Annotated in this window: 17 protein-coding genes; 11 read left to right on the top strand and 6 right to left on the bottom strand. The window is 51.4% G+C overall.

Translation table 11 applies throughout. The annotated features are described in order from the left end of the window. Positions 1 to 17: 17 nt before the first annotated feature. The gene (locus tag PJE062_RS19695; protein ID WP_008551468.1) at positions 18 to 1,031 is read right to left on the bottom strand and encodes an SIS domain-containing protein; all 1,014 of its coding nucleotides are present in this window, start codon (positions 1,029 to 1,031) and stop codon (positions 18 to 20) included. A 305-nt stretch (positions 1,032 to 1,336) separates the two neighbouring features. Between PJE062_RS19695 and PJE062_RS19700 the strand changes: the two genes are divergently transcribed. The 4 genes from PJE062_RS19700 to PJE062_RS19715 all read left to right on the top strand — a co-directional run bounded on the left by PJE062_RS19700 (position 1,337) and on the right by PJE062_RS19715 (position 6,955). Further along, positions 1,337 to 2,785: an outer membrane beta-barrel protein gene (locus tag PJE062_RS19700; protein ID WP_208982399.1), complete on the top strand. Its 1,449-nt coding sequence runs from the start codon at positions 1,337 to 1,339 to the stop codon at positions 2,783 to 2,785. 202 nt (positions 2,786 to 2,987) lie between these two features. Beyond that, positions 2,988 to 4,205 (top strand): lytic murein transglycosylase, encoded by a 1,218-nt coding sequence (locus PJE062_RS19705; protein ID WP_008551443.1) that lies wholly within the window; start codon positions 2,988 to 2,990, stop codon positions 4,203 to 4,205. 62 nt (positions 4,206 to 4,267) lie between these two features. After that, positions 4,268 to 5,428 carry a DUF459 domain-containing protein gene (locus tag PJE062_RS19710; protein WP_208982400.1) on the top strand — a complete coding sequence of 387 codons (1,161 nt, stop codon included), beginning with the start codon at positions 4,268 to 4,270 and terminating at the stop codon, positions 5,426 to 5,428. Positions 5,429 to 5,614: 186 nt separating this feature from the next. Continuing rightward, on the top strand, positions 5,615 to 6,955 hold the full coding sequence (locus tag PJE062_RS19715; RefSeq protein ID WP_208982401.1) for a methyl-accepting chemotaxis protein: 1,341 nt from the start codon (positions 5,615 to 5,617) through the stop codon (positions 6,953 to 6,955). 398 nt (positions 6,956 to 7,353) lie between these two features. Here the strand turns inward: PJE062_RS19715 and PJE062_RS19720 are convergent, their stop codons facing one another. The 3 genes from PJE062_RS19720 to gltB all read right to left on the bottom strand — a co-directional run bounded on the left by PJE062_RS19720 (position 7,354) and on the right by gltB (position 17,173). Next, positions 7,354 to 9,954, bottom strand: coding sequence for an RNA-binding domain-containing protein (locus PJE062_RS19720; protein WP_008551712.1), 2,601 nt, complete (start codon positions 9,952 to 9,954; stop codon positions 7,354 to 7,356). Between the two features lie 1,091 nt (positions 9,955 to 11,045). Further along, entirely contained in the window at positions 11,046 to 12,479 is a 1,434-nt protein-coding gene (locus PJE062_RS19725; protein ID WP_008551603.1) for a glutamate synthase subunit beta, read from the bottom strand. Between the two features lie 11 nt (positions 12,480 to 12,490). Beyond that, positions 12,491 to 17,173, bottom strand: a complete 4,683-nt coding sequence (gene gltB, locus PJE062_RS19730) for a glutamate synthase large subunit (RefSeq protein WP_050773958.1) — start codon at positions 17,171 to 17,173, stop codon at positions 12,491 to 12,493. Positions 17,174 to 17,895: 722 nt separating this feature from the next. On the opposite strand from gltB, the gene PJE062_RS19735 reads away from it, so the two are divergent. From PJE062_RS19735 to PJE062_RS19760, 6 genes are all read left to right on the top strand, one after another. After that, the gene (locus tag PJE062_RS19735) at positions 17,896 to 18,189 is read left to right on the top strand and encodes a DUF2282 domain-containing protein (protein ID WP_008551278.1); all 294 of its coding nucleotides are present in this window, start codon (positions 17,896 to 17,898) and stop codon (positions 18,187 to 18,189) included. A gap of 98 nt (positions 18,190 to 18,287) precedes the next feature. Continuing rightward, positions 18,288 to 19,190: a DUF692 domain-containing protein gene (locus tag PJE062_RS19740; protein ID WP_008551471.1), complete on the top strand. Its 903-nt coding sequence runs from the start codon at positions 18,288 to 18,290 to the stop codon at positions 19,188 to 19,190. Further along, entirely contained in the window at positions 19,174 to 20,010 is an 837-nt protein-coding gene (locus tag PJE062_RS19745; protein ID WP_008551277.1) for a DNA-binding domain-containing protein, read from the top strand. The genes PJE062_RS19740 and PJE062_RS19745 overlap by 17 nt, the downstream gene beginning before the upstream one ends. A gap of 71 nt (positions 20,011 to 20,081) precedes the next feature. After that, positions 20,082 to 20,672, top strand: a complete 591-nt coding sequence (locus PJE062_RS19750; RefSeq protein WP_008551366.1) for a DoxX family protein — start codon at positions 20,082 to 20,084, stop codon at positions 20,670 to 20,672. A gap of 141 nt (positions 20,673 to 20,813) precedes the next feature. Continuing rightward, on the top strand, positions 20,814 to 21,662 hold the full coding sequence (locus PJE062_RS19755; protein WP_008551521.1) for an endonuclease/exonuclease/phosphatase family protein: 849 nt from the start codon (positions 20,814 to 20,816) through the stop codon (positions 21,660 to 21,662). 78 nt (positions 21,663 to 21,740) lie between these two features. Beyond that, positions 21,741 to 22,778 (top strand): low specificity L-threonine aldolase, encoded by a 1,038-nt coding sequence (locus PJE062_RS19760; RefSeq protein ID WP_008551445.1) that lies wholly within the window; start codon positions 21,741 to 21,743, stop codon positions 22,776 to 22,778. 629 nt (positions 22,779 to 23,407) lie between these two features. Here the strand turns inward: PJE062_RS19760 and PJE062_RS19765 are convergent. Continuing rightward, positions 23,408 to 23,872, bottom strand: a complete 465-nt coding sequence (locus PJE062_RS19765; RefSeq protein ID WP_008551438.1) for an Hsp20 family protein — start codon at positions 23,870 to 23,872, stop codon at positions 23,408 to 23,410. Between the two features lie 346 nt (positions 23,873 to 24,218). On the opposite strand from PJE062_RS19765, the gene PJE062_RS19770 reads away from it, so the two are divergent. Next, positions 24,219 to 24,587 (top strand): hypothetical protein, encoded by a 369-nt coding sequence (locus tag PJE062_RS19770; RefSeq protein WP_008551457.1) that lies wholly within the window; start codon positions 24,219 to 24,221, stop codon positions 24,585 to 24,587. Between the two features lie 81 nt (positions 24,588 to 24,668). Here PJE062_RS19770 and PJE062_RS19775 read toward each other — a convergent pair whose 3' ends face one another. Beyond that, the gene (locus PJE062_RS19775; protein WP_008551676.1) at positions 24,669 to 25,307 is read right to left on the bottom strand and encodes a pyridoxamine 5'-phosphate oxidase family protein; all 639 of its coding nucleotides are present in this window, start codon (positions 25,305 to 25,307) and stop codon (positions 24,669 to 24,671) included. Positions 25,308 to 25,315 lie beyond the last annotated feature (8 nt).

Below are 25,315 nucleotides of genomic sequence, written 5' to 3' on the forward strand. Positions count from 1 at the left end.
TTCATTCGTGCCAGCGTTTAGGCCGCACCGATCTTCAGAAGATCCAGTGTACGGATGATTCCAACCGGCTTGCCATCTTCCACGATGAACAGCGAGCTGATTTTCAGAGAGTTCATCATCTCAAGAGCAGAAGGTGCCAGCAGAGTTTCCTCGATGGTCTTCGGATTATGGGTCATCACATCTTCGACGGCCTTTTCAAGGAAGTCCGGGCTGATGTGGCGGCGCAAATCACCATCGGTGATGATGCCGATCAGCTTGCCAGCTGCATCTGTAATGCCAAGAACACCAAAGCCCTTTTGCGTCATCAGGACGAGGGCTTCCTTCATAAGCATGCCAGACTGAGCCACAGGCAAATGATCGCCGGTGTGCATGATGTCTTTTACATGCATCAGGCTCGCACCAAGTTTGCCGCCCGGGTGATAGACCTTAAAGTCCTGAGCCGTGAAACCTTTTGCTTCCAGAAGAGCAATTGCCAGCGCGTCACCCAGTGCCAGCTGAATCAAGGTGCTGGATGTTGGTGCCAGACCGTGTGGGCAGGCTTCCGGAACCTGTGGCAGGGTCAGGCAGATGTCAGAGGAAGACCCAAGTGCGCTGGATGCGTTGCGTGTCAGTGCAATCAGCGGCACCTTAAAGCGACGCGTGAAGCCCAAAAGACTTGCAAGCTCCTGAGTCTCACCTGACCAGGACAATGCGATTACCACATCATCTTCGGTGATCATGCCCAGATCGCCGTGACTTGCTTCGCTTGCGTGTACGAAGAAGGCTGGCGTGCCGGTGGATGCGAGTGTTGCTGCCAGCTTGGTGCCAATAATGCCGCTCTTGCCGATGCCGGACACAATAACGCGGCCCTTGGAATGAGCGATGGTTTCTACCGCTTTGGTGAAAGGTTCTGCCAAACCGTTCGCCAAGCTCGCCTGAAGCGCGTCAAGCGCGGCAACTTCAGTTTCGATTGTCCTTGCAGCAGACTGGATCCACTCCTCTGCCGGGCGCAGTGGACGGTCTTCATGCGTTAGAAAAGATGGCATATGCATTGGGCATTACTTCTTAGCTTGGCTCTGATGAGCACTATGACGCTTTTGCAGCAAGATTCCTGCACTAGATAAGAGTGCATTGTGAACACTCTGGGGCAAGACTTGGTTTACCCTCTAGCAAATTTAAATTGAGAAAACAATCAAGGGTAGAGCGTCCTGTAGCAAGGAAACGTTAACCATGTTCGGCGAGTGTGGGGCTGGTTGAATTTCCTTCATTTGAAGGTGGATTGCTGGAATATTTTATGCGGTTGCGCCCTGAGGTTTTGAGAGCTCTTCGAGCCAGGTCATGTCTGACCTGTGTTTTGATGCTGGGCGCTTTTTCTCTCCAAGATGCAGTTGCACAAACCAGCAATTTTGAGTTCCGCGAAAGCCTGTCCTTTGAAGATGATCCGAGTTCTAGTTTTGAGCTTCCCTCTGAAACTGATGCTCAGCCATTTGAGCAGGAAGTCGAAGAAGGGCTCCAGCGGCCAAGCGCACGCCCTCCTGTTTCGACTGTTGGGCAGCAGCTGACCGGAACAAGCCGGAGCAGTCGGGCGCCCAAGTTTTCTGAAAGAGTGAAAGCCGTTTCGCGTTTGTCACGTCCTGTTGGTGGGGGCGGGATTGATGATGAAGGGGTCTTTGATGGAGAGACCGTTCAGGATCGGCCTGTTGGCATCCAACTGGATTCTCTGCGTTTAACACCTTCATTTGATGCTGGTTTGGGCTGGACTGACAATGCCGAGCAAGCAAATGGCGGTACGCCTGATGGGTTCTATGAGGTTGATGCTGCTGTTGGTGTGGTTTCTGACTGGGAGCGCCATGAGCTTGGTTTGGAACTGCGCGGCAGCCTGCGGGCTTTCTTTAATGAACCTGACAACAACCAGCCTGTCATCACCGGACGCGGTAATGTTCGGCTTGATCTGAGTGATCTGACAGTTGCTGATGTTGAGGGTGTTTACTCCTTCTCTCGCGAAGAGCGGTCTTCTGCTGAAAATGAAGCGACAACCGGACGGACCAACTCTGTTCAGGAGATCGGCGGGCGGTTTTCCTTAAGCCGGCAGGTTTCTGTTGTGCAGTTGCGTGGTGGCATTGGGGTCGACCGAACGGTTTATGGCGGGCAGATGAGCAGCTCACAGCCGCGCGATAACACGGTGTTTGATGCAACCCTGCGCACTTCGTTTGATAATGGCGCGACGTTTGAACCGTATCTGGAAGGTGGCTTTCTGGTTCGGAAATACGATGAAGATTGCAGCGGTGATCCATCCTGTTTTGACAGAACTTCGCGCGGATACCTTGCCAAGGTTGGTATGAGCATTGACCGCGGGCCGAAGCTGCGTGGTGAGTTTGGTGTTGGCTATCGGGCCGAGTATCTGGATGATGATCGGTTGGATGCACTGCAGGGCTTCATTTTTGATGGTGCCTTTGTTTGGTCCCCGACACGCCGTGATACTGTGACTGTCAGTGGCGCGACCAGCTTTGCTGGCACAAACATCAGCGGAGCATCAGGTTCCATCCTTTATGCGGGGGATGTGCGGTATGCGCATCAGTTCACGCAGGATCTGGTTGGAGATGTTCAGCTTGGCTACACCTACAGAACGTATCAAGGGGTGGATATTGTTGAGCAGGAAGGAACCGGGTCATTCGGTTTGGTGTGGGCGTTCTCCAAGGATGCAGCGTTGCTTTCCCGCTATACATTCCGTGCGTTTGAGAGTTCCACTGCTGGTAGCAATTACACCAGCAGCCTCATAGAAGCGGGCCTTCGGATAAGACGCTGATTTTATGCGTTATTTAGAGTGCGTTAATTTTCAACGGACGCATCTAGTAAGAATTGACAAGCTTAAAAAGGGGTTTTGATTAAAAACGGCCTTTTTTTTACCATGGTTGACAGTCATGGCAGTAATGCCTCCGAGGGCTAAGCAAAAAGACTGCGCGGCATGCGCTCAATAAACTCCCAATCGGGTGACTGGAGAAAGCTTCATGCGATTTTCTTCTTTGCCAGCTGTCCTGTGCGCTGGGTTTCTACTTTTCAGTAGCTCCTACGGCTTTGCTCAAGGGAGTGATTTTCAAAAATGGATTGCAGGCTTCAAGCGGACTGCGGTTGCGCAGGGCGTGAGCCCTCAGCTCTATGATCGTGTGTTTAAGGGCATGACTCCTGATCCGCGGATCAAGAAGAGTGCTGAGAACCAGCCTGAGTTTACCCGTGCAATCTGGCAGTATCTGGATAGCGCGGTCTCGCAGGATCGGGTGCTGCATGGCCGCCGGATGGTCGATGAGTGGGCTGGCTGGCTCGACAAGATCGAGAGCAAGTACGGCGTGAACCGCCATGTGGTGCTGGCGATCTGGGGCATGGAGAGCTCCTACGGGCGTATTCTCGACAACAAAGCGATTGTACGGTCTACACCACGGGCATTGGCGACACTGGCCTACAATGGTGGGCGTCGTGGGAAATATGCGCGCAAGCAGTTGGTTGCAGCGCTGAAGATTTTGCAGAACGGCGATGTTTCTCCGCAGCAGATGCAGGGTTCCTGGGCTGGTGCGATGGGGCATACACAGTTTATTCCGACCACCTACCAAGCCTATGCGGTTGATATTACAGGTGATGGCAAGCGCGATATCTGGAACAGCATTCCGGATGCGTTGGCGTCGACAGCGGCTTATCTCAACAAGATGGGCTGGCAGTCCGGCCAGACCTGGGGCTATGAAGTCACCTTGCCGAAGAACTTCAATTATCGCCTGAGCAACCAGCGCAAGCAGCAGTCGCTTGCGAGCTGGAGCAAGCTGGGTGTGAAGCGGGCGAGTGGTTCGGACTTCCCTCGAGGCGGAGACATGGCGCGGCTTTATACGCCTGCCGGGGCAAATGGCCCTGCGTTTCTGCTGCTCAAGAATTTTTACGTGATCAAACGCTACAACAACTCCAATGCCTATGCGCTTGGTGTTGGACATCTTTCTGATCGTTTGCTCGGGCTTTCCGGTTTTGTTGCGGACTGGCCGCGTGGAGATCGTCCTCTGACATTCAGTGAGAAGAAAGCACTACAGAAGCGTCTGAGTGAAATGGGGTATAAGCCGGGTGCCGTTGACGGTAAGATTGGCCAGAGGACTCGTCAGGCGATTCAGGCTTATCAAAAAGCCTCAGGACTTGTTCCAGATGGTCACGATTCAATAAAGCTTCTTAATAGGTTGCAAGGTAGAACATAATCGGGTTTCCTAATTGCAGGAAGCCAATGGTGGTGGTTGGTTCCTGCTGGAGACTCGCGGATATGCAACGATCCTTTTTGTCACTTGTGTTTGTAGCGCTGGTAAGCCTTTGCTTTGTCAGCGTTTCTGTTGTGCCTATAGACGTTGCAGCTCAGGTGCGCAGCAACAGTGCAAACGCGCCTAAGAAGGGCAACAAGTCGTTTTTCGGCTGGTTGTTCGGTGGCAGCAATAAGCGGATTGAGCAGGCGAATCCCTCCAAAAAGAAGCGCCGCAGAAGCAATACCCGCAAAAACCGTAGTGGTGGCGTTGCTGTCGTGAACGCGCCGAAGATCGTCGAGAAAGAGAAGAGCAAGGACGCAAAAGTTCTGCTGGTTGTTGGTGATGATCTGGCGATGGGGCTGGCGGACGGTCTGAAGGCTGTTTATGCCGAGACACCCTCCATCAAAGTGAAGAAGCTGGTTTATCCTCAAACCGGGCTGGTGGCGGTCAAAAAACCGGATTGGCCGGAAGATGTGGCTGCTTCGCTGAAGAATGAGGATGTTGGCCTTGTTGTTGTTGCCCTTGGTGCACGCGACAATCGGAATATCAGTGTTGTCGAGCAAGGGGTGATTGATGGTCAGCCCGCGACCTATGCTGAGGAGCTGCAGTTTCAGGGGGAGGAGTGGAAGAAGGAATATCGCTTCCGGACCGCCTCCCTGGTTGCAGCTATTCGCAATGAACAGTTGCCGCTGATCTGGGTTGGCCTTGCGCCTGCTGAGGAGTACCTGACGAGTGCGAACTTCAGCTATCTGAATGACTTGTTCAAAGAGCAAGTGGAACCGGCAGGTGGTATCTTCGTTGATATCTGGGCCGCTTTTCAGGATGACAATGGCGAGTACACCACGCATGGTCCGGATGTGACCGGTAAGAGCAGGCGTTTGCGCTCGAAAGACGGTGTCTACTTCACGTGGGCCGGGTATCGGAAAGTGGCCTACTTTGTTGAGCGTGAGATTGCCCGCATTTTTGGTAGTGCGACCGCCTTCATCTTTGAAGGTGTGAAAGATGATCCTAACTTCATTGTTCTGACAGGTCGTTTGACGTCCCCTGAAACCAAGCTGATCGGGCCGGATGACAAGGGCGGGAAAGCAGCGGCAGGGAGTGATCTGTTTAAGCTGACTGTATCTGGTGAAGCTTTGCCAGAAGTTTCCGGACGGGCTGATGATACGCGCTGGACCGGATTTTAATATCTGAAGTATTTTTTAGCGTGTAAGCGGTTAATATTAGAAGTCACTCAAGAAGAACTGCAAAAAATTAAATTTTATCGCTGTTTTTTTGAAAATACATGCAATTCACACCCTGCTGGTAGTGTTCTGTTTACATACATGGGTAACATTACTCACATTCAACTTATGGGTGAAGTGGGGCTTTTGATGGTTACCCAACCGCATGTTTTTAAGTTGTCGATGGTGGCGAAGTTTGTGTTGGTCGTGTTTATGGCCATGACAATCATGTCGCTCGGCACGCTATTTTCCTTCGTTACGATTTATAACGCGCTGACGTCTGCGTTGGGGGACGAGACGTTGAGATCTCAGCTTATGTCTGATCATGGGCAGAGTGCGCTGGAAACGCTGCTTGTCGACAATCTGATGTTCATCGTGATGGTCTGTGCGCCTGTTGGTGCGCTGTTCTTTGTTGTTGCGGTTGTGATTGCGCGGGGGATGCGAACGAATATGGCAGCGCTGCAAGGCGGGCTGGATGCGTTGGCGGATGGTGCTTTGGATACAGAGATCAAAGGCACTGAACGGGGTGATGAAATTGGTGCGATTGCACGCTCCATTGCTCAGTTCCGAGTTGCGCTGAAAAAGAAAGCTGAAGCGGATGCTGCTGCGAAGATGCAGCAGGAGCTGGAACTTGCGGATGCGCGCAAGGAAGCTTTAGCCAGTGTTGCGCGTGAGTTTGAAGCCTCCGTCGGCCATGTGGTGCATGATCTTCTGGAGATCAGCCAGGCTGTTGAGACGCGCTCCAGAGAGTTGGACGCAAGCGTTCAGGGCGCGCACAGTGCCATGGCGTCTTCCAGCGATGTGGCGCAGACCACGCAGACCTCGGTTGAAGAGCTAGTTGAAGCTGCGGAAGGCGTTTCACACTCCTCCGGTATGATTGGTGACAACACCACTCAGGCTGCCCAGTTTGCGCAGGATGCTGCGGAGCATGCACACAAGACCAACGAGATTGTGGGGCGCCTTGCAGAGAGCGGTAAAGCAATTGGCGAAGTGATTGAGTTGATCGACCAGATTGCTAATCAGACCAACCTGCTGGCTCTTAACGCGACGATTGAAGCGGCACGGGCAGGGGAGGCTGGCCGGGGTTTTGCCGTTGTGGCAAGTGAGGTGAAGAACCTTGCCGGACAGACGTCGAAAGCAACCGAAGAGATTTCAACTCAGGTTGAGTCGGTGCAGAAGGTGGCTGAGCAGGCGGTGACGGCTATTCGCTCCATTGGGGAGACCATTGAGCGGATCAACTCTCTCTCGACTGGCATCAATGAGGCGGTGAGTGAGCAGAGGCAGGCAACGGATGATATCTCCCGCAATCTGAACAGTGCGCACCAGAATGTTTCTCAGGTCGCCTCAAACATGCAGGATCTGGACAGCGAGTTCCAGGGCACCAAAGATGCCTCAAACGACCTGCATCAGGCCGCCGGCAAACTCGGCCTTCTCTCCGAAAACCTACGCTCCGAAGTCGCCAGCTTCCTGGAAAACGTGAAGGCTGCTTAAAGCTCTTTAAGCAGCCTCTGGGAGATGTGGGGGAGTGATAAAGTGTTGAGCTGAAAGCGGTTTAGTAGAGGATACGGGCGTTCGTTGTAACGCGAAAACTCAGCAAACTAAGAAGCCTTGCCAGCATCGGAGCCATTACCGGACATTAATAATTTCTACTTTGAGTTGATGTGGGCCGATGAGACCCTTGGCCAACATTTGAGTAAGATAATCATTCCGAACCATCATAGTAATAGCTTCACTAATCGCCACGATGTTTTCAACAAGTAGCTGCATGACCAAACCACGTAAGAACATAATGATGCTTATACCGAATAAGCAAATAGAACTACTTATCAATAGAATACTGATAATCGCATAGCTTGAAGGCGAAAGACTGCCTGCTATATGATCACTTTCTAATGAGCCATTTGCGTCTGGTGTTTTCCTGCATTGAATGACACATCTCTTTCAGTCAATTTTACCAATTCAATGACCTCCGAGTAGTGAGTGGCATTACTAGAAATTAGATTGCTGACCTGACGTAATACATCCAGCTTATCTTGTAATATTTGATATGCAGAGTGATCAAAAATTGGGCGGGCCTCAACATCTATCCACCAATTTTTTAACGCATAGCAAGCTTCACGAATATAGTCTAATCGAATGACGCGATTTCTTGTTAGCCTCATAATTCCTGAAAAAACATTAAGTTGATCACCAGGACGATGATACATAGCCTTCAAAATTGATATATAGATTTTGGCAATGTCTTCCTGTGTCTTTCGTAGCGAATTAAAATACTCTGAATTAAGTGTTTGGCCAGATATTTTGATTTCAATTCGCTCTATCGCATTAATTGCTAATTCAGCTTCTCTTTTCGCATCGCCTCTTAATTTAGCTACATCCATTAGTTTTTTGGATGCCAATAAAAAATGGTTTAAGACTTCATCTTTTCGAGAATGATGCGAATGTAGGCTTTGGGAATATTCAAGCAGTCCTTTCCAGTTCTCGGCACCTGCCTTTGCCGACAATAAGCTTGATTGTAATTCTGGGCGACTGCACGAAGCTTGTCGAGCGAAATCAAGAATTTCCTCTGCTTCTTTGTAACGAGGTGGAGTTGATTTTAAGTAAGTCACACCGAGAACGCATGCAACATCTCCATTTTTTGGATTAGCTTTGCGCAAATCCTTAGCGACCACGAGAGCCGAGTCGAAGTCATCTTCCTTCCAAAAGTCAACAATCTTTCGAATTTGAATGCCAATACTCCGCTCGTTATTTTTGTTCTCAGATCGTATCTTAGCACACGCTTTTTCCACGGACCTACCTCCATCCGTGATGTGCTTTTTCAATATGCTTGTGACGGAAATAAGCTCCTTTGAAGCAATAAGGATCGTATCTCCATAACGACTTTCATTTTTTGCAATTAGATGAAATACTTGTAACTCAGAAACTGCATCTCTCAATGTTTTACGGGCAACCTCAAGCACACTTTCGAGGTCTTCTAGCGTGGTTTCTCCTAGCAGTAAAACCGCATACAACGCTTGAGCCGCTCTTTGGTTTAGTCTCTCAAGTTCGCGCCTAAATGCGAACACACGAACGTCTTCACCGTCAGAACCCGACCAAGTAGTGCAAATATCTCTGATGTTTTCACCTAGACTGACTAACCGCATAAGTGAACCTGCAAACAATGGTGACCCCTGCGTAATCGCATGCATTTTTTTTATTTGTCTGTCGGTGACTTTTGGAAGTTCGAATTGATGGCTAAGGTTGTGAATGTGTTTAGAAAAAGCCTCTAGATCCAATCCTGTTATTTTGAGAACAGCTGTGGGTGACAACCCCTGATCTAGCCTAGAAGTCATTAAGAACCTGCTTGGTGCATGGTCTCTATCAACGGTACGAGCTGCAATCTGGGTTAGTTGGGCAGCACATTCACGTTGAATTTCAGGTGATAGACTGTCCAAGTCATCCACTATGATGAGTGATGGATGGTAAGCTAAAATGTCGACAAGTACCTCTGTTAGTTCATCTATGTCGGCATCATGTGGGATTGAGCTGTGCCCTGCTAAATAGATGATAAGCTGTACAAGAAGCTCTGCGAGGTCGGAAAAATCCGAACTACTGGTCTTAACTAGTTTCCCTTGTAGCGCAGAAAAAGTCGTTCGTTTGGCTGTGACCCAAATGACTTTTTCTAATTCGCTGAATCCAGACCTTATAACTTCTTCTGCAAAGGCGTAGGCAATAGTTGTTTTCCCGAGCCCACCAATGCCGGTCAAAAGCCTAGCAGGGCTCCGAGGATAACATAACCAATCACGTAATTTGATTAGTTCTTCATTTCTGCCGACAAACTCGATCAGATCACCGTCTTTGGGCGGGAGTTTTGCTGGGATCCTGTTCTTTTCTGGTTTAAACTCAGATGCAGATAGGCTTCTGTCAGAATACAAAAAACTCCAATCTTCGTGAGTAGCAGCTGCTGGCCTACATTCGTCAAGAACCCGAACGTACACCCCTTGAGAATATGTCTTTTTGCCGTTGCTATGCTTGGGGCCATCTTTCTTGAAGCAAGCTGGTTGCGAATTATTTGGACGTCTTGGAATGAAGAGTAAGCCTAGTGTATTATCTCCGAATGTAATTAATTCAAAAATACACTCAATTTGCACGCCGGTAGAGCTTTGGATCTTCTTATTCAGTTCGTCCGTGTCGACAATTGCATCGCATCCAATAATTCGATCTTTGCCTGAGTCTTTAACCCCAAAGAGAATATAACCGCCCCAAGCGTTGTAGAAGGAAATCGCATCTTTTGTAATTTCCGCGTATGCCGCCTTGTGAGCAATTTTTTCTTCCTTTGTAGGATTTTCGGATAGTTCAGAAATTTCGGCCTTGTAGTCCCAGAGACCAGATTCCGAATTATGAGGCTTTCCATCTGGAAGCAAGTTGGAAAGTACAGTTTCATTCACCACCCCCTTTTCAATCGCGTTCCTCAAATTGAGTTTTAAGTCGGAAAAACCATTTTGTCTCAATTTAATATCTCCGGGGCAGTTACTTAAAGTTGTATTTATTTAATTAGCGTCTTTTGGCTTTAACATCCAGTCTGTGATAACAATATTGTGGACGAAAGCCTTGAGCCGAAAGTAATTTATTCAAAAACTGCGCAATCTTTTGCCCAGTTAGGCTACTACTTTTAATCTGGAACTCTGTTTGACAAGGCAACAACCGGAAACCGCGGCGATGTCACGTTAGGGCTACCTAAGGACAGTTCAAATGGTGGGATTGGTCATTCAGCAACAAGTAGACTAAGTTCGACCTATGGTTGAAGTTACATGCCGGCCAGAAGTGACCAAATTTAGTTTGAATGGCAGCAATTGATCATAAACGACTTGCTCTCCCCGCGAAGACTATTGTCATCGCGTATGACTAGAATGGGCTCAACGTCACGGTTCCTAGTGTTGTTGATGCGCCATTGGGCATGACACTTTACTCCTTTCTCTAGGGGGAGAGTGATTGCTGAAGCGTAGAGAATATCCAAAAAACTTATCCCCCTTGCTTGAAAGTGGTCTCATACTCATTGCATGCCCACGTGACGGGCTGCTGGCGGGCCGTCCGTCGGTGTGTCGTGGGCTGGGTGGGGCTTTTGTGAGGGGTAACGCATCTTGCAGAGGTCCGGTGGCACCGATTTTCAGGCGTGACTGCATGGTCTGAGAGGAAGGGCCCAAGCCTGAAGGGCATCACGCAGTGGCATTTGCTGGTCAGAGCAGTGCATGTCAGGGGTAGCGGACCTGTTTGGATACGGAAACTTATCTGAGCAAAGCCGTTGTCTTTCCGGGAAACCGGCTATCGTGCCTTTCAGGATAAGAGGCGATGTTGGCCATACCAAAATGCCCGGGCAAGGCGCGTAGCCAATGCCGAAGACTCATATCTAACAAGTAGCGCAGGTGTTGCCTGCCGCCTTGCTCCTCCCGATCTTCGGGAAAACTGCTTCACCACTGCATGGATTGCCATGTGGTGCTGTTGGTGCTTGTAGAAGCAAGTCAGAGAACTCGTACATCATGCTATCAAAAAGCCCCGGGAAGCGGGGCTTTCCGGGGCTTTGTTGTTAAATTATCCGCTATGTTTAGCGTGGCAGGTTGGAAGACCCTGTCAGGAACTCATCGATGGACTTCGCTGCCTGACGGCCTTCGCGGATGGCCCAGACCACGAGAGACTGACCTTTGCGAACGTCACCAGCTGCGAAGACCTTTTTGATGGAGGTCTTGTAGTCTTCAGTGTTCGCCTTCACGTTGGTGCGTGGGTCCAGCTCCAGCTCGTCGCCAGCTTCCTTGATGTAGGTCTCCATGTTTGGACCGGAGAAGCCGATGGCTGCCAGCACGAGGTCTGCTTTCAGGATGAACTCGGTGCCTTCAATTGGAACACGCTTTTCATCCACGCGAGCACACTTAACGCCGGTTACAACGCCGTCTTCATCACCAACCACAGCCAGAGTAGCTGCGGAGAACTCACGCTCGGCCCCTTCTGCCTGAGAGGTAGACGTGCGGAACTTGGTTGGCCAGTACGGCCAGAACTGGTTCTTGTCTTCCTTCAGCGGAGGCATAGGACGGATGTCCATCTGGGTTACAGAGAGCGCGCCCTGACGGAAGGAGGTGCCCACACAGTCAGATGCGGTGTCACCGCCGCCAACAACAACAACGTGTTTGCCGCCTGCCCAGTATGGATCTTCCTCGGAAATGTCTTCCCCGCCTACGCGACGGTTCTGCTGTACGAGGAATGGCATTGCGTACATGGCCCCTTTGAGGTCCATGCCCGGGATGCCCGGATCACGCGGACGCTCAGCACCAGTGCACAGCAGTGTTGCATCGTGACGGGTGTAGATTTCCTCAAACTCTACATCCTTGCCGATTTCACAGCCGTAGTGGAAGGTGACGCCTTCTGCTTCCAGCTGCTCGACGCGGCGGTCGATGTAGTGCTTTTCCATCTTGAAGTCAGGAATACCGTAGCGCAGCAGACCGCCAGCCCGTGGCTCACGCTCGTAGATGTGCACGGTGTGACCTGCGCGTGCTAGCTGCTGAGCCGCTGCCAGACCTGCAGGGCCGGAGCCGATGACGGCTACGGTTTTACCGGTCTTGGTTGTTGCTGGCTCAGGTTTGATCCAGCCTTCTTTGAAGGCGCGGTCTACAATTGCCTGCTCAACGGTTTTGATCGCAACCGGAATGTCTTCCAGATTGAGCGTACATGCTTCCTCACATGGCGCAGGACAGATACGTCCTGTGAAATCCGGGAAGTTGTTGGTTGAATGCAGGTTGCGAGATGCTTCTTCCCAGTCGCCGGCAAACACCAGATCATTCCAGTCCGGAATCTGGTTGTTGACCGGACAGCCGGTTGGACCGTGACAGAAAGGAACACCACAATCCATACAACGCGCGGCCTGACGCTCTACGTCTGTTTGTGAGAGCGGAACCGTGAATTCACGGAAGTGGCGAATGCGATCTGATGCCGGCTGGTACTTCTGTTCCTGCCGGTCGATCTCCAAAAAGCCAGTTACCTTACCCATGTCTTCCCCTCTTATTCCGCAGCCGCGAGGCCCATACGCGCAGCTTTCATTTCCTGAAGCGCGCGACGGTATTCAACCGGCATAACTTTCACAAATTTCGGACGCCATTCTTCCCAGTTGGCAAGAATGTCTGCTGCCTTCGTGGACCCAGTATACTTCACGTGGTTTTCAAGAATGAGACGCAGACGTTCGTCGTCGTGACGTGTCATGTCAGCTGACAGGTCCACACGTCCTTTGTGCTCGATGTCGCCGCCATGGTGGTGCAGCTTTTCAAGCAGGTCGTCTTCTTCTTCCACTGGCTGGATTTCAACCATCGCCAGGTTACAGCGAGAGTTGAAGGATCCGTCTTCGTCCAGAACGTAGGCAACACCACCGGACATACCTGCTGCGAAGTTACGGCCCGTCTGGCCGATAACAACAACAACACCGCCGGTCATGTATTCACAGCCGTGATCGCCAACACCTTCGACAACAGCGGTTGCACCGGAGTTACGAACAGCAAAGCGCTCGCCTGCGACACCGCGGAAGTACACTTCACCGCTGGTTGCACCGTAAAGAACGGTGTTGCCGACGATGATGGAGTTTTCCGGCACGATGCGGGTGTTTGCCGGTGGGCGTACGATGATGCGGCCGCCTGCGAGGCCCTTACCAACGTAGTCGTTCGCGTCGCCTTCCAGATCGATGGTCACACCTTTGGCAACGAACGCGCCAAATGCCTGACCTGCAGTACCGGTCATGGCGATGTGAACGGTGTCGTCCTTGAGGCCTTTTGCGCCGTAGCGTTTTGCAATCTCACCGGAGAGCATTGCGCCAACGGAGCGGTCAACAGACTTGATTTGCGCAGGGAAGGAGACCTTCTCTTTGCTTTCAAGTGCTGGTGCTGCATTCCTGATGAGCTCGCGGTCAAGGATGTCATTGATCGGATGCTCTTGCAGCATGGACCAACGGCTTTCTTCCGGAGTTGCATCTGGGCGATAGAAGATCTTGGAGAAATCAAGACCCTGAGATTTCCAGTGGTTGATCGCAGACTCTTTGTCGAGCATGTCGGAGCGACCAATGATGTCGTCCAGCTTCTTGACGCCGAGCTCAGCCAGCAGGCCACGCAGCTCTTCTGCAACGTAGAAGAAGTAGTTGATGACGTGCTCAGGCGTGCCTTTAAAGCGCTTGCGCAGGACAGGATCCTGAGTTGCGATGCCAACCGGGCAGGTGTTCAGGTGACACTTACGCATCATCAAGCAACCTGCTGCAATCAGCGGTGCAGTTGAGAAGCCGTATTCGTCAGCACCCAGCAGAGCACCGATGAGAACATCACGGCCTGTACGCAGACCGCCGTCTACCTGCAGAGCAACACGGGAGCGCAGACCGTTGAGAACGAGGGTTTGCTGGGTTTCAGCAAGGCCCATTTCCCAAGGAGAACCAGCGTGCTTCAGAGAGGTGAGCGGAGATGCACCAGTACCACCATCAAAGCCGGAGACAGTGATGTGGTCTGCACGTGCTTTTGCAACACCTGCTGCAACTGTGCCAACGCCCACTTCTGACACCAACTTAACGGAGATGTCTGCAACTGGGTTCACGTTCTTCAGATCGTAGATCAGCTGTGCCAGATCTTCGATGGAGTAGATGTCGTGGTGTGGTGGCGGCGAAATCAGACCAACACCCGGGGTGGAGTGACGGGTTTTCGCGATCACTGCATCCACTTTGTGGCCTGGCAGCTGTCCGCCTTCACCCGGCTTTGCACCCTGTGCCACTTTAATCTGGATCATGTCGGAGTTGACCAGATATTCGGTGGTTACACCAAAGCGACCGGAAGCAACCTGCTTGATTGCTGAACGCATCGGGTTTGGAGATCCGTCCGGCAGCGGGTTGAAGCGTTCTGCTTCTTCACCACCTTCACCGGTGTTGGACTTGCCGCCGATTTTGTTCATGGCAATCGCAAGCGACGTATGCGCTTCGCGAGAGATGGAACCGAAGGACATCGCGCCGGTTGAGAAGCGCTTGACGATGTCTTCTGCGGATTCCACTTCGTCGATGTTGATCGGGCGACGACCCAGCTCTTCTGCGGATTTCACGCGGAACATGCCACGGATGGTGAAGCGACCAGAGGTCTCGTTCACTTCCTTCGCAAATTCCAGATACTTTTCTGGCAGGTTGTTGCGAACTGCATGCTGCAGAGTTGCGATGCTGTCTGGAGTCCACATGTGGCTTTCACCACGGGAGCGGTAAGCGTACTCACCGCCAACATCCAGAGAGCGGCGCAGGATTGGGATGTCCTCAAAGGCGTCATGATGGCGAACAACAGTTTCTGCAGCCACTTCACCCAGGCCGATGCCTTCGATGGTGGTTGCTGTGCCGAAGAAATATTTTTCGACGAACTGGGAGTTCAGGCCAACTGCATCAAAGATCTGCGCACCACAATAGGACTGGTAGGTGGAGATGCCCATCTTGGACATGACTTTGAGCATGCCTTTGTTGATGGCTTTGATGTAGCGGGAAACAACTTCGTGCTCATCCACTTCCTCAGGGAAGTAGCCCTCAGAGTGCATGGAGCGGATTGTTTCGAACGCGAGGTATGGGTTGATTGCCTCTGCACCGTAACCAGCCAGTACGCAGAAGTGATGTACTTCGCGTGCTTCACCGGTTTCAACCACGAGACCAACGGAGGTACGAAGACCTTTGCGGATCAGGTAGTTGTGGACTGCAGCGGTTGCCAGCAGTGCCGGAATTGCGATGCGGGCACGTGAGATTACGCGGTCAGACAGGATGATGATGTTGTAACCACCATGTACTGCTTTCTCAGCGCGTTCACACAGACGCTCCAGAGCCTCTTCCATACCTTCCGGACCTTTTTCGGCGGAGTAGGTGATGTCGAGGGTCTTGGTTTGGAACTGGTTGTCAGCGATATCACCGATCGCGCGGATCTTTTCCAGATCAGCGTTGGTGAGGATCGGCTGACGTACTTCCAGACGCTTGGAGGTCGAAAGGCCTTTCAGGTCAAACAGATTCGGGCGTGGGCCGATGAAGGACACGAGGCTCATGACCAGCTCTTCACGGATCGGATCGATCGGTGGGTTGGTCACCTGCGCGAAGTTCTGTTTGAAGTAGGTGTACAGCAGCTTGGACTTGTCAGAGAGTACAGACACAGGGGTGTCTGTGCCCATGGAGCCCAGTGCTTCCTGACCAACTGTCGCCATTGGCTGCATGAGAAGCTTGATGTCTTCCTGCGTGTAGCCAAATGCCTGCTGACGGTCGAGGAGAGTTTCACCAGCAACCGGTGCACGTTCACGCACAGGTGGGAGCTCTTCCAGAACCATCTGAGTGCGGTGTAGCCAGTCTTTGTATGGGTGTGCGGTCGAAAGCTGGCGCTTGATTTCCTCGTCGGAAATGATGCGGCCTTCTTCCAGGTCGATCAGCAGCATCTTGCCTGGCTGCAGACGCCATTTCTGAACGATCTTCTCTTCTGGAATGTCCAGAACGCCAACTTCGGAAGACATGATGACAAAGTCATCGTCGGTCACGATGTAGCGGGCAGGGCGCAGACCGTTACGATCCAGCGTTGCGCCGATCTGGCGACCGTCCGTGAACGCAACCGCTGCCGGACCATCCCACGGCTCCATGAGAGCTGCATGGTACTGGTAGAAGGAGCGACGGTTTTCGTCCATCAACGGGTTGCCGGCCCATGCTTCCGGGATCAGCATCATTGCTGCATGTGCGAGGGAATAACCGCCGGTGACGAGGAATTCCAATGCGTTGTCGAAACATGCAGTGTCAGACTGGCCTTCATAGGAAATTGGCCAGAGCTTGTTGATGTCATCGCCAAATGCCGGAGAAGACACAGATGCCTGACGGGCTGCCATCCAGTTTACGTTGCCGCGCAGGGTGTTGATTTCACCGTTGTGCGCAACCATGCGGTATGGGTGAGCCAGATCCCAGGATGGGAAGGTGTTGGTTGAGAAGCGCTGGTGGACCAATGCCAGGGCAGAGACATAGCGCTCATCACGCAGGTCATCGTAGTAGGCGCCAAGCTGGTAGGCGAGGAACATGCCTTTGTAGACGATGGTGCGGCTGGAGAAGGAGACGATGTAGAAGCCTTTATCTACGGCATCGCATTTCTCGCGCACAACGTTGGAGATGACTTTGCGCAGGATAAAGAGACGACGCTCCAGAACATCACCATCAGTATTGTCTGGTAGTGTTACAAACAACTGACGGGAGACCGGTTCAGTCGCAGCAATATCCGGTGCTTTGGACAAAGAAGAATTGTCGACTGGAACATCACGCCAGCCTAGAATCTCAAGTCCTTCTTCAGATACACATTCCGCAACGATGCTTTCGCACTGCTCGCAGAGCTTTTTATCTTGTGGAAGAAAGAGGAATGCTACGCCGTATTCGCCTGCTTCTGGCAGTTCGAAGCCGATCTTCGCGCATTCTTCTTTAAATAACTCGTGTGGGACCTGGGTCAGCATACCTGCACCGTCACCCATCAGAGGGTCAGCACCCACGGCGCCGCGGTGTGTCAGGTTTTCAACGATCTGAAGGCCGCTTTGTACCACATGGTGAGATTTTGCGCCTTTGAGGTTAGCTATAAAGCCGACACCACAGGCGTCGTGCTCCTTGGCTGGATTGTAAAGCCCCTCAGTGGCAGCAGTGCGGAGTTTTTCCGTAACGGTGCCAGTGGTGGTAGCACGGGTTTTCATAGTTTCCCCCCCACTCATATGCATCGTGTTTCCTCCTTTTTCTGCCATTTTTGGCCTCACTTTCGCTCATCTCAATGTGACCGGTTAACGTCACTTCCTCGTTCGGGTCGCGGGGATGTCTTCCTCGCGGCTCGTTCGAAGCCCCGGCACGGCTTGCCCCGGATCTGTCGAATGAAGCACGGCCTCTTTATATGTAGGGCCGCCCATTCGGAGTTTCCTCCGATCTATCTTACCCCTTTGGCGAGTGCATTGCGATATGTCCGCAGGGCACACATTTGGGGGAGAATGTCGCGGCGTTGGGAACGCGCCTACATTCTTCTCTTTAGCGTTGTGTGGATCTCTTAGGCGGATCGCTTGGAAGGTGTCTTCCAAATTGTCATCAACGCATGCGGGATAATAAGGACAGTACTCCTGTCCTTTTCCGCGTCGCGAACATGCCAGATTTCAGAGGGTAGAGCAAGAGTGTTTCAGAAAGACTTTATTTCTATTCTTTTAATTTTATTAGGCCGATTGTCGCATTGGCACCTAAAACTCAAGTTAGATGCAATAATATTTCAACTATTCACGAACCCGTGAGGAGGATGATCTCATTTTATTGGTTTAATCGCGCGAAAATAACATGTGTTTGATTTCCCATTGATCGAGTTTTTTGCAAGAACTGTGTTCAGAGGCGAACCAAACCTGTTGAACACATCGCCGAATTTCAATTGAGGAGTTTTGAAATGTCCAAAAAAACGTTGTCCGCTGCTGTACTCGCAACCGCTGTTACTGCTGCTGTAGCTGGTGCGAACATTACTGTTGCTGAAGCTGCTTCCAAAGAAAAATGTTACGGCGTTTCTCTTGCTGGTGAGAACGACTGTAAAGCTGGCGCAGGCACCACTTGTGCGGGTACTTCCACTGTAGACTATCAGGGCAATGCTTGGACACTCGTACCAGCTGGCACCTGTGAATCCATCGAAGTTCCAGGTGACCGTAAAGGTTCTCTGACTGAACTTTCCCGCGACCTGCCAAAATAATCGCTTTAAATTACAATATACTGCATGGCACCGGGGCGGGTTCTACCCCTCCGGTGTTTCTTTAAGAAGAAGTCATAATATAGAGAACGAGGTGCGATATGAGTGCGCAAAGGGTCAATGCAAAACTGCCTGCACGAGGTGGCGTCGGCTTAAAGGCTGATCACTACCGCACCATTCTCAATGAAAAACCTGATATGGGCTTCTTCGAAATCCACGCGGAAAACTACATGGGTGCTGGTGGTCCTCCACATGGTTACCTTGAAGCGATCCGCCGGGATTATCCTCTTTCCGTTCATGGTGTTGGCCTTTCCATTGGTGGTGCTGACCCTTTGAACAAAGATCACCTTGCTCGTGTGAAAGACGTTGTTGACCGTTATGATCCAGGTCTCTTCAGTGAGCATCTGGCATGGTCAACGCATGACACTGAGTACTTCAATGACCTTCTGCCGCTGCCATACACAGAAGTGACTTTGCAGCAGGTGGTTGATCATATCGATGAGGTGCAGACTTTTCTTGGTCGTCAGATGCTGCTTGAAAATCCAAGTGCGTATGTGATCTTCAAAGAAAGCACCTACGAAGAAACTGATTTTCTTCGTGAAATTGTGAAGCGGACCGGCTGCGGATTGCTGCTGGACGTGAACAATGTGTTTGTTTCTGCGACCAACTCCGGTGGTTCACCTGAGGACTATGTAGACCGGTTCCCGGTTGAACATGTTCAGGAAATCCATCTGGGTGGGCATGCGCCAGAAACAGACGAGCTGGGTTATCCTCTTCTTATCGATGCACACGACCGCAAGGTCGCTGATCCGGTCTGGGCTCTGTATGCCCGCACAATTGATCGGACTGGTCCTCAGTCAACATTGATCGAGTGGGACGCAAACATTCCGACCTGGGAAATTCTGGCTTACGAAGCCGAGCAGGCTGATGTGGTGATCCAATCCCACATTGAAGCACACGCAAAAGCTTCTGAAGAGCGGAGTGACCATGTCTCAGGCGCCTGATAACACGAAGGAAAAGATTGCCTTGAAAGGATTTGGCGTTCCTTTGCAAGACTTGCAGACGAATATGCAAGGCTTTGACATGTTTTCCGACGGGTTGATGAATCCAGCTGTTCCAATTCCCGACGGGGTTGTTGGGCGTGATGGTAATCCATCTGAGAAGCGTTATGGCGTTTATCGCAATAATGTGATGGCGAGCCTGATCGATGCAATGGCTGCCAACTTTCCTGCAGTGCATGAACTGGTTGGACGTGATTACTTTCGGGCACTCGCTGCAGAGTTTATTCGCAAAAGCCCGCCTGAGCAGCCTGTGCTCAGCGAGTTTGGTGGCAAGTTCTCCGAGTTCATTGGCGCGTTTCCTCCGTTGGCGGACTATCCGTATCTGAAGGATGTGGCGGAGATGGAATGGGCTTGGCTGCGTGTTTACCACGGTGCAGATGCGAGCCCTCTGGCGCCGGATGCATTGACCAAGATTGATCCAGCGAAACTAGGGGATGCGGTGTTTACGCCGATCCCTGCACACAAACTGATTTACTCCCGTTTTCCGCTGAGCGAGATCTGGAAGCAGAACCGTTCAGAGAACGTGGAGGGTGTTACTCCAGAAGCTGATCAAGCGATTTTGATTTGCCGTCCAGACATGGACGTGACACTGACCGGATTGGCTCAGGACGTAGCGGCATTCGCTGATTTGCTGTTCTTTGGCAAGACATTGGGAGAGGCCGCTGACGTGGTTTCGTCCTCTTTTAAACTCTTTGATCTGTCGCAGGCATTGGGCTGCCTGTTGAGCGCGCGCGTGTTCGCGAGCGTCCATATCAAAGCTTAGTAATGATTACGCGGGGCCGGGCGGTATGGCCCCCGAGTGGTGGGAAGCACCTGAGGAGGAATCCGATGAGAATGCTTGTAAATTTATATCAGGGCGTATTTGGCTGGCTGGAACGCGTTACTGAAGGTTGGTTCCTTGGTTTGTCTGCGCGGTTTCTGTTCGCTGGCGTCCTGTTCATGTACTTCTGGAACTCTGCACTGACCAAGTTGGGTGATGGTTTCTTCGGATTCCTGTCGCCATCAACGGGTGCTTATGCGCAGATTCTGCCGCATATCACTGAAGCGGCTGGTTATGACATCTCCCAGATCGCGTTCTTTCCGTATGGCTTGATCGTTCTGTTGGGAACATGGGGTGAAATCATCATCCCTGTGCTGATCGTCGTGGGTTTGTTCACCCGCGCTGCGAGCATCGGCTTCATTGGTTTTGTGGTTGTTATGTCCATCGTGGATGTGGTTGGTCACGGTGTAGATCTGCCGACTATTGGTGCGCTGTTCGATCGTCATCCATCTGCACTGATCTTCGACCAACGTGCTCTTTGGATCTTCCTGGCAACCGTGCTGGTGATCCGTGGTCCGGGCGTCTTCTCTCTGGATTGGGTGCTGGGCAAGTGGTTCGGCATTCACCATGAGACTGGTTTGTCTGATACCAAGAGCCACGCATAAAGTTCTGATTTACAGCCTTCCTCTCTTGTAGGCTTAAGTACAGATTATGGGCGCATCACTGTTGAGTTGATGCGCCCTTTTTTGTTTGCGTATAAGACTAGAGCCCACGCGACAAACATGAGGGAGGTGGCGTTGCAGATAATGTCTCTTAACGGTTGGGGCGGAACGCTTTACTCCGACCTGTTGCCTTATCTCTCGCAAGCCCTGCCTGATGTACTGTGTTTGCAGGAAGTAGTGCATACGCCCGAAAGTGACAAGGACTGGCTGGCTTATCGCGACGGTGATCATGTTTTGCCTCAACGCGCCAACTTCTTTCGAGATGTCTGCGAAGCTCTTCCTGAACATGTTGCTGTCTTTTGTCCTGCTGCTCAGGGTGTTCTGTGGGATGATGAAAAGTCAGTCCCTTCTCAATGGGGGCTGGCAACTTTTGTGCATCGTTCGTTTCCCATCATTGGGCAGGTCCAAGGGTTTGTGCATAAGGGCTATTCAGCGGATGGGTACGGGGAGCATCCACGATCCCGAAGTGCGCATGGGGTTCGCGTGTATGACTATGCCAGTGATCGCGTGGTGAGCATCACTCAGATGCATGGGCTGCGTGACTTAAATGGTAAGATGGATACGCCAGATCGTCTTGCGCAAGCTAAGAGGCTTCTCAAGATTTCGCAGGCTGTATCTGAACCAGAAGACCTGCGAGTGATTTGTGGTGACTTTAATGTGGAGCCTGACAGCGAAACAATCAGGTTGCTTGAAGCAGATGGTTTGGTTGAGTTGGTCAAGCACTATGGTTTCGAGACGACCCGGAACTCCTACTACAAGAAGCCGGGAAAGTTTGCTGATTACATGCTGATTGATCAGATCGAGCAGATTTCAACCTTTCAGGTGCTGCAAAAGCCTGAAGTCTCTGACCATTGTCCTCTTGTTTTGACACTGAACTCCGATGTGACTGAGGCAAAACAGCAACGCGCTCATTCTGATATTGAAGCGACTTAAGCTGCTTCTGGTGGAGAGCTTTGCCGTTTAGGTCAATAAATGGCTTGAGTTCCCTTGGTTTGTTGTTATTCAAATCCTATGATTTTTGCGAGTGACAACTGGGCAGGTGCGACGAGTGCAGTAATGACGGCACTCTCGAACCATACAAGCGGCTTTGCCACCGCTTATGGGGTTGATCCATTGAGCCGCTCTATTGAGCAGCAGTTCAATGATCTCTTTGAAAAAGAAGTGGCTGTGTTTCTGGTTTCAACCGGTACAGCAGCCAACTCTCTGGCGCTTGCGACTTATGCGAAGCCGGGTGGAGCAGTGTTCTGCCATGAGGATGCGCACATCAACGTGGATGAGTGTCATGCGCCGGAGTTCTTTACCGCTGGCAACAAGCTGATTGGTATTAGCGGTGAGCACGGCAAACTGACGCCAGATGCATTGCGGATTGCTATGGACAAAGTGCCGGACAACAATCCGATGCACGGACGTCCGGCAGCGGTTTCCATCTCACAAGTGACAGAGTTTGGAACTCTCTATCAGCTGGATGAGATTCAGGCGTTGGCTGACGTTGCTCATTCCCGCAATGTGCCTTTGCATATGGATGGTGCGCGGTTTGCGAATGCGTTAGTCTCTCTGGATGTTTCTCCAGCGGAGATGACATGGAAAGCCGGCGTGGATGTGCTGTCCTTTGGTGGAACCAAGAACGGCTGCTGGTGTGCGGAAGCTGTGGTCTTCTTCAATCCAGAAGATGCTGAAGGCTTTGAATATCTGCGTAAACGTGCTGCTCAGGTCTTCTCCAAGGCACGCTTCATCTCAGCGCAGTTTGAAGGTTACCTGAAAGACGATAGCTGGCTGGCGACGGCTCGTCATGCTAATGCGATGTGTACTCGGCTTGCTGATGGTATGCGTGACATTGAAGGTGTGCGTCTGCCAATCAAGCCTGAGGCAAATGAGCTGTTCCCAGTGTTCACCAAAGAACAAGCGGCCCGTTTGGAAGCTGCTGGCGCGAAGTTCTACGACATCCCGGCGGATTTCACTTCCGAAGACGAAGTGTTCCTCCGCCTGGTCACCTGCTTCGCCACAACGCCAGAAATGGTTGATGAGTTCCTGGCCCATCTGCGCGGCTAACAGTGGCAATATGCTTGCATTGCGGTTGCATCTTATGGTTGCGGTGTGGGTGGTTGAGACGTAGAATGCTGGCCTGCGGAGGGATATAAATCCGCAGACCAGCGGGGCACCTGCAAGGGTATAGCAAGGGTGTTAGAGGCTAACCCTCGCGGTGTCGGTCCAGTGGGTTCAAGGCACTGCCTTAAGCTTTGCACTCTACATATGTTTTTTTGCGTGTAACTTACCACTCAGCTTTTCTTAAGTGGCTGAGTGGGCATAGGAAACGCGGTTATTCCTGAAAATGATGCTGAGTTTGCGTGTGAAAGCGCAGAAGTATGCAGTGGTGAGCGCATAAAAGAACGCCCCGCTGGGGCAAGCGGGGCGTTAATTGTGTCTGGCCCTTTTTGGGGGGGGAGAGGCAGCCAGACAGATCCGCATGGGAAATGTGCGGAGGAGGAACCTGTTGATTTGAATGAGATTGGCTGACTGGAGGCGGGCCAGCCAATCTAAGAGAGACTGCGTACTTCTAAACTCGGTTTCTGCTTCAGAAACACGCCTTGGGTTATTCAGAATGTTACCAGGGTGGCCACTCGCGAGGGTGGGAGTTTGGGAGGAAGGTTCCTCGCGAGGGCTTTGCGGTTTGGGCTGCTTTAGTGAGCTACTGTTTCGCCTTCAATCTGTTTGTGTTCTTTCTTGTCACCAGATGTGATGTTGATTTTGCGCGGTTTCATTGCCTCAGGGATTTCTCTGATGAGGTCAATGTGGAGCAATCCGTGCTCCAGACTTGCGCCAATCACTTTCACATACTCAGCGATCTGGAAGCGGCGTTCAAAAGCGCGGGAGGCGATTCCGCGGTAGAGAACTTCTTTTTCATCGCTTTCAGGCTTTTTCTCGCCGGAAACAGTCAAGACATGTTCTTTAGCTTCAATGGTCAGTTCATCTTCCTTAAAACCGGCGACTGCCATGGAGATGCGGTAGGCGCTCTCTCCTGTGCGCTCAATGTTGTAAGGAGGATATGCTGATCCCTGCTGCTCCGTTCCTGAATCCAACATGGAGAAAAGACGGTCGAAACCAACTGTGGAACGGTAGAGGGGAGTAAGATCGAAATGACGCATTTTTAGTGTCCTCTTTTATGTGGCCAATCGGCCATCTGAGCAACGTTCACCATTCGCCGCAAAGCGCGCGGACGATGAAATTTTCCTTTTGCTTACAGTGCCTTCCCATCATTGGCGAAGGTTCTAAGCGGTGTCAGACCCACTCTGTGGCGCCTGTGATTTTGAGATGGGAACGGGCTGAATAAGTTTCAAGAGCTTTTTTTCAAAATAGGTGTTTTTGCTCGTTTGGAGCCCGGATTTTGCAGATTAACAGAACCTGAACGAGGGCTTCTGATCCCGTACATCTGGTGCTTGCTAGTGTCTTCTTGTGTTGAGGCAATCCCTACTGCCAACAAGGAGAAAACAGATGAATGCTTTGAAGAAAAAAGTTACCGGACTGGCCGCTGCAGCTGTTGTGGCTTTAGGAGTTTCTGGTGCGGTGGCTCCAGCAAATGCTGCAACCAAGTTTAGTTTTGATGGGCCAAATGTAAGCATTCAGGTGACGCAGGCTCATTATAAGAAGCAGCGTCACTGGGGGCATGGACAGCATCATGCGTTGAATAAGAAGCAGATCAAGCGTCGGCTGCGTTCCTGGGGCTATCGTAACTTCAAGAAAGTGAAGCGTAAGGGCGATGTTTACATCGTGAAAGCGAACTGGCAGGGCCATTATCCGGCACGTTTGGTTGTTGACGCTTACAGCGGCTGGATCCTGAAGTACCGCTACCTGGGGTACTAAGCGCGACTGCTGACCTTCTTAATCTGTTTATCCGTCTGACCTGCCTTTTTGCGATCAAGGCAGGTCTTTCGGCGTCTGGGCTTAATAAGCTGTTTCTTTCAGACGAGCTGGGTAAGCTTTGTCGTAGGCTGCGCCATCAAACTCAACCTTTGAGAGAGACTGTGCCATTTGCCCAGCAGATGGGATCGACTTGCGATCAACCTTTGCTTCTTCTGTCCAAAGGCCTGAACGGTAGATGGCTTTTTGACATTGGAAGTAGATGGTGTCGACGGTCACTGTGATGATGGACTTAGGTAATTTGCCTTCCATCATATGTGCTTCCAGACGAGCTGGATCCGTGGAGATGCTGGCCTTACCGTTAATTCTTACAGTTTCGCCAATACCTGGGATCATGAAAAGCAAGGAGACGCGTGGATCTCTTACGATGTTGCGCAGGCTGTCGATGCGGTTGTTGCCGCGGCGGTCCGCAAACTCGATGGTTTTTTCGTCGATGACCTTTACAAAACCAGCTGGGTCACCACGTGGAGAACAGTCTGTACCTTCTTCTGCAACAGTCGACAGTGCGAAGAAGGGAGACGCTTCGATAAATGTTTTATAATGCTCTGAAATGTAGCCAACCTCTTTGTCGATCGAGATTTGCTTGGGGCTGCCATAGAGCTCTTCGAGTTGTTCAATACTTGTGATTTCGTGGGAAACAGATTTCAGGTCTGCGTCTTGCATGAAAAATA

The sequence above is a fragment of the Pseudovibrio sp. JE062 genome, from assembly GCF_000156235.1.
Classification (GTDB): Bacteria; Pseudomonadota; Alphaproteobacteria; order Rhizobiales; family Stappiaceae; genus Pseudovibrio.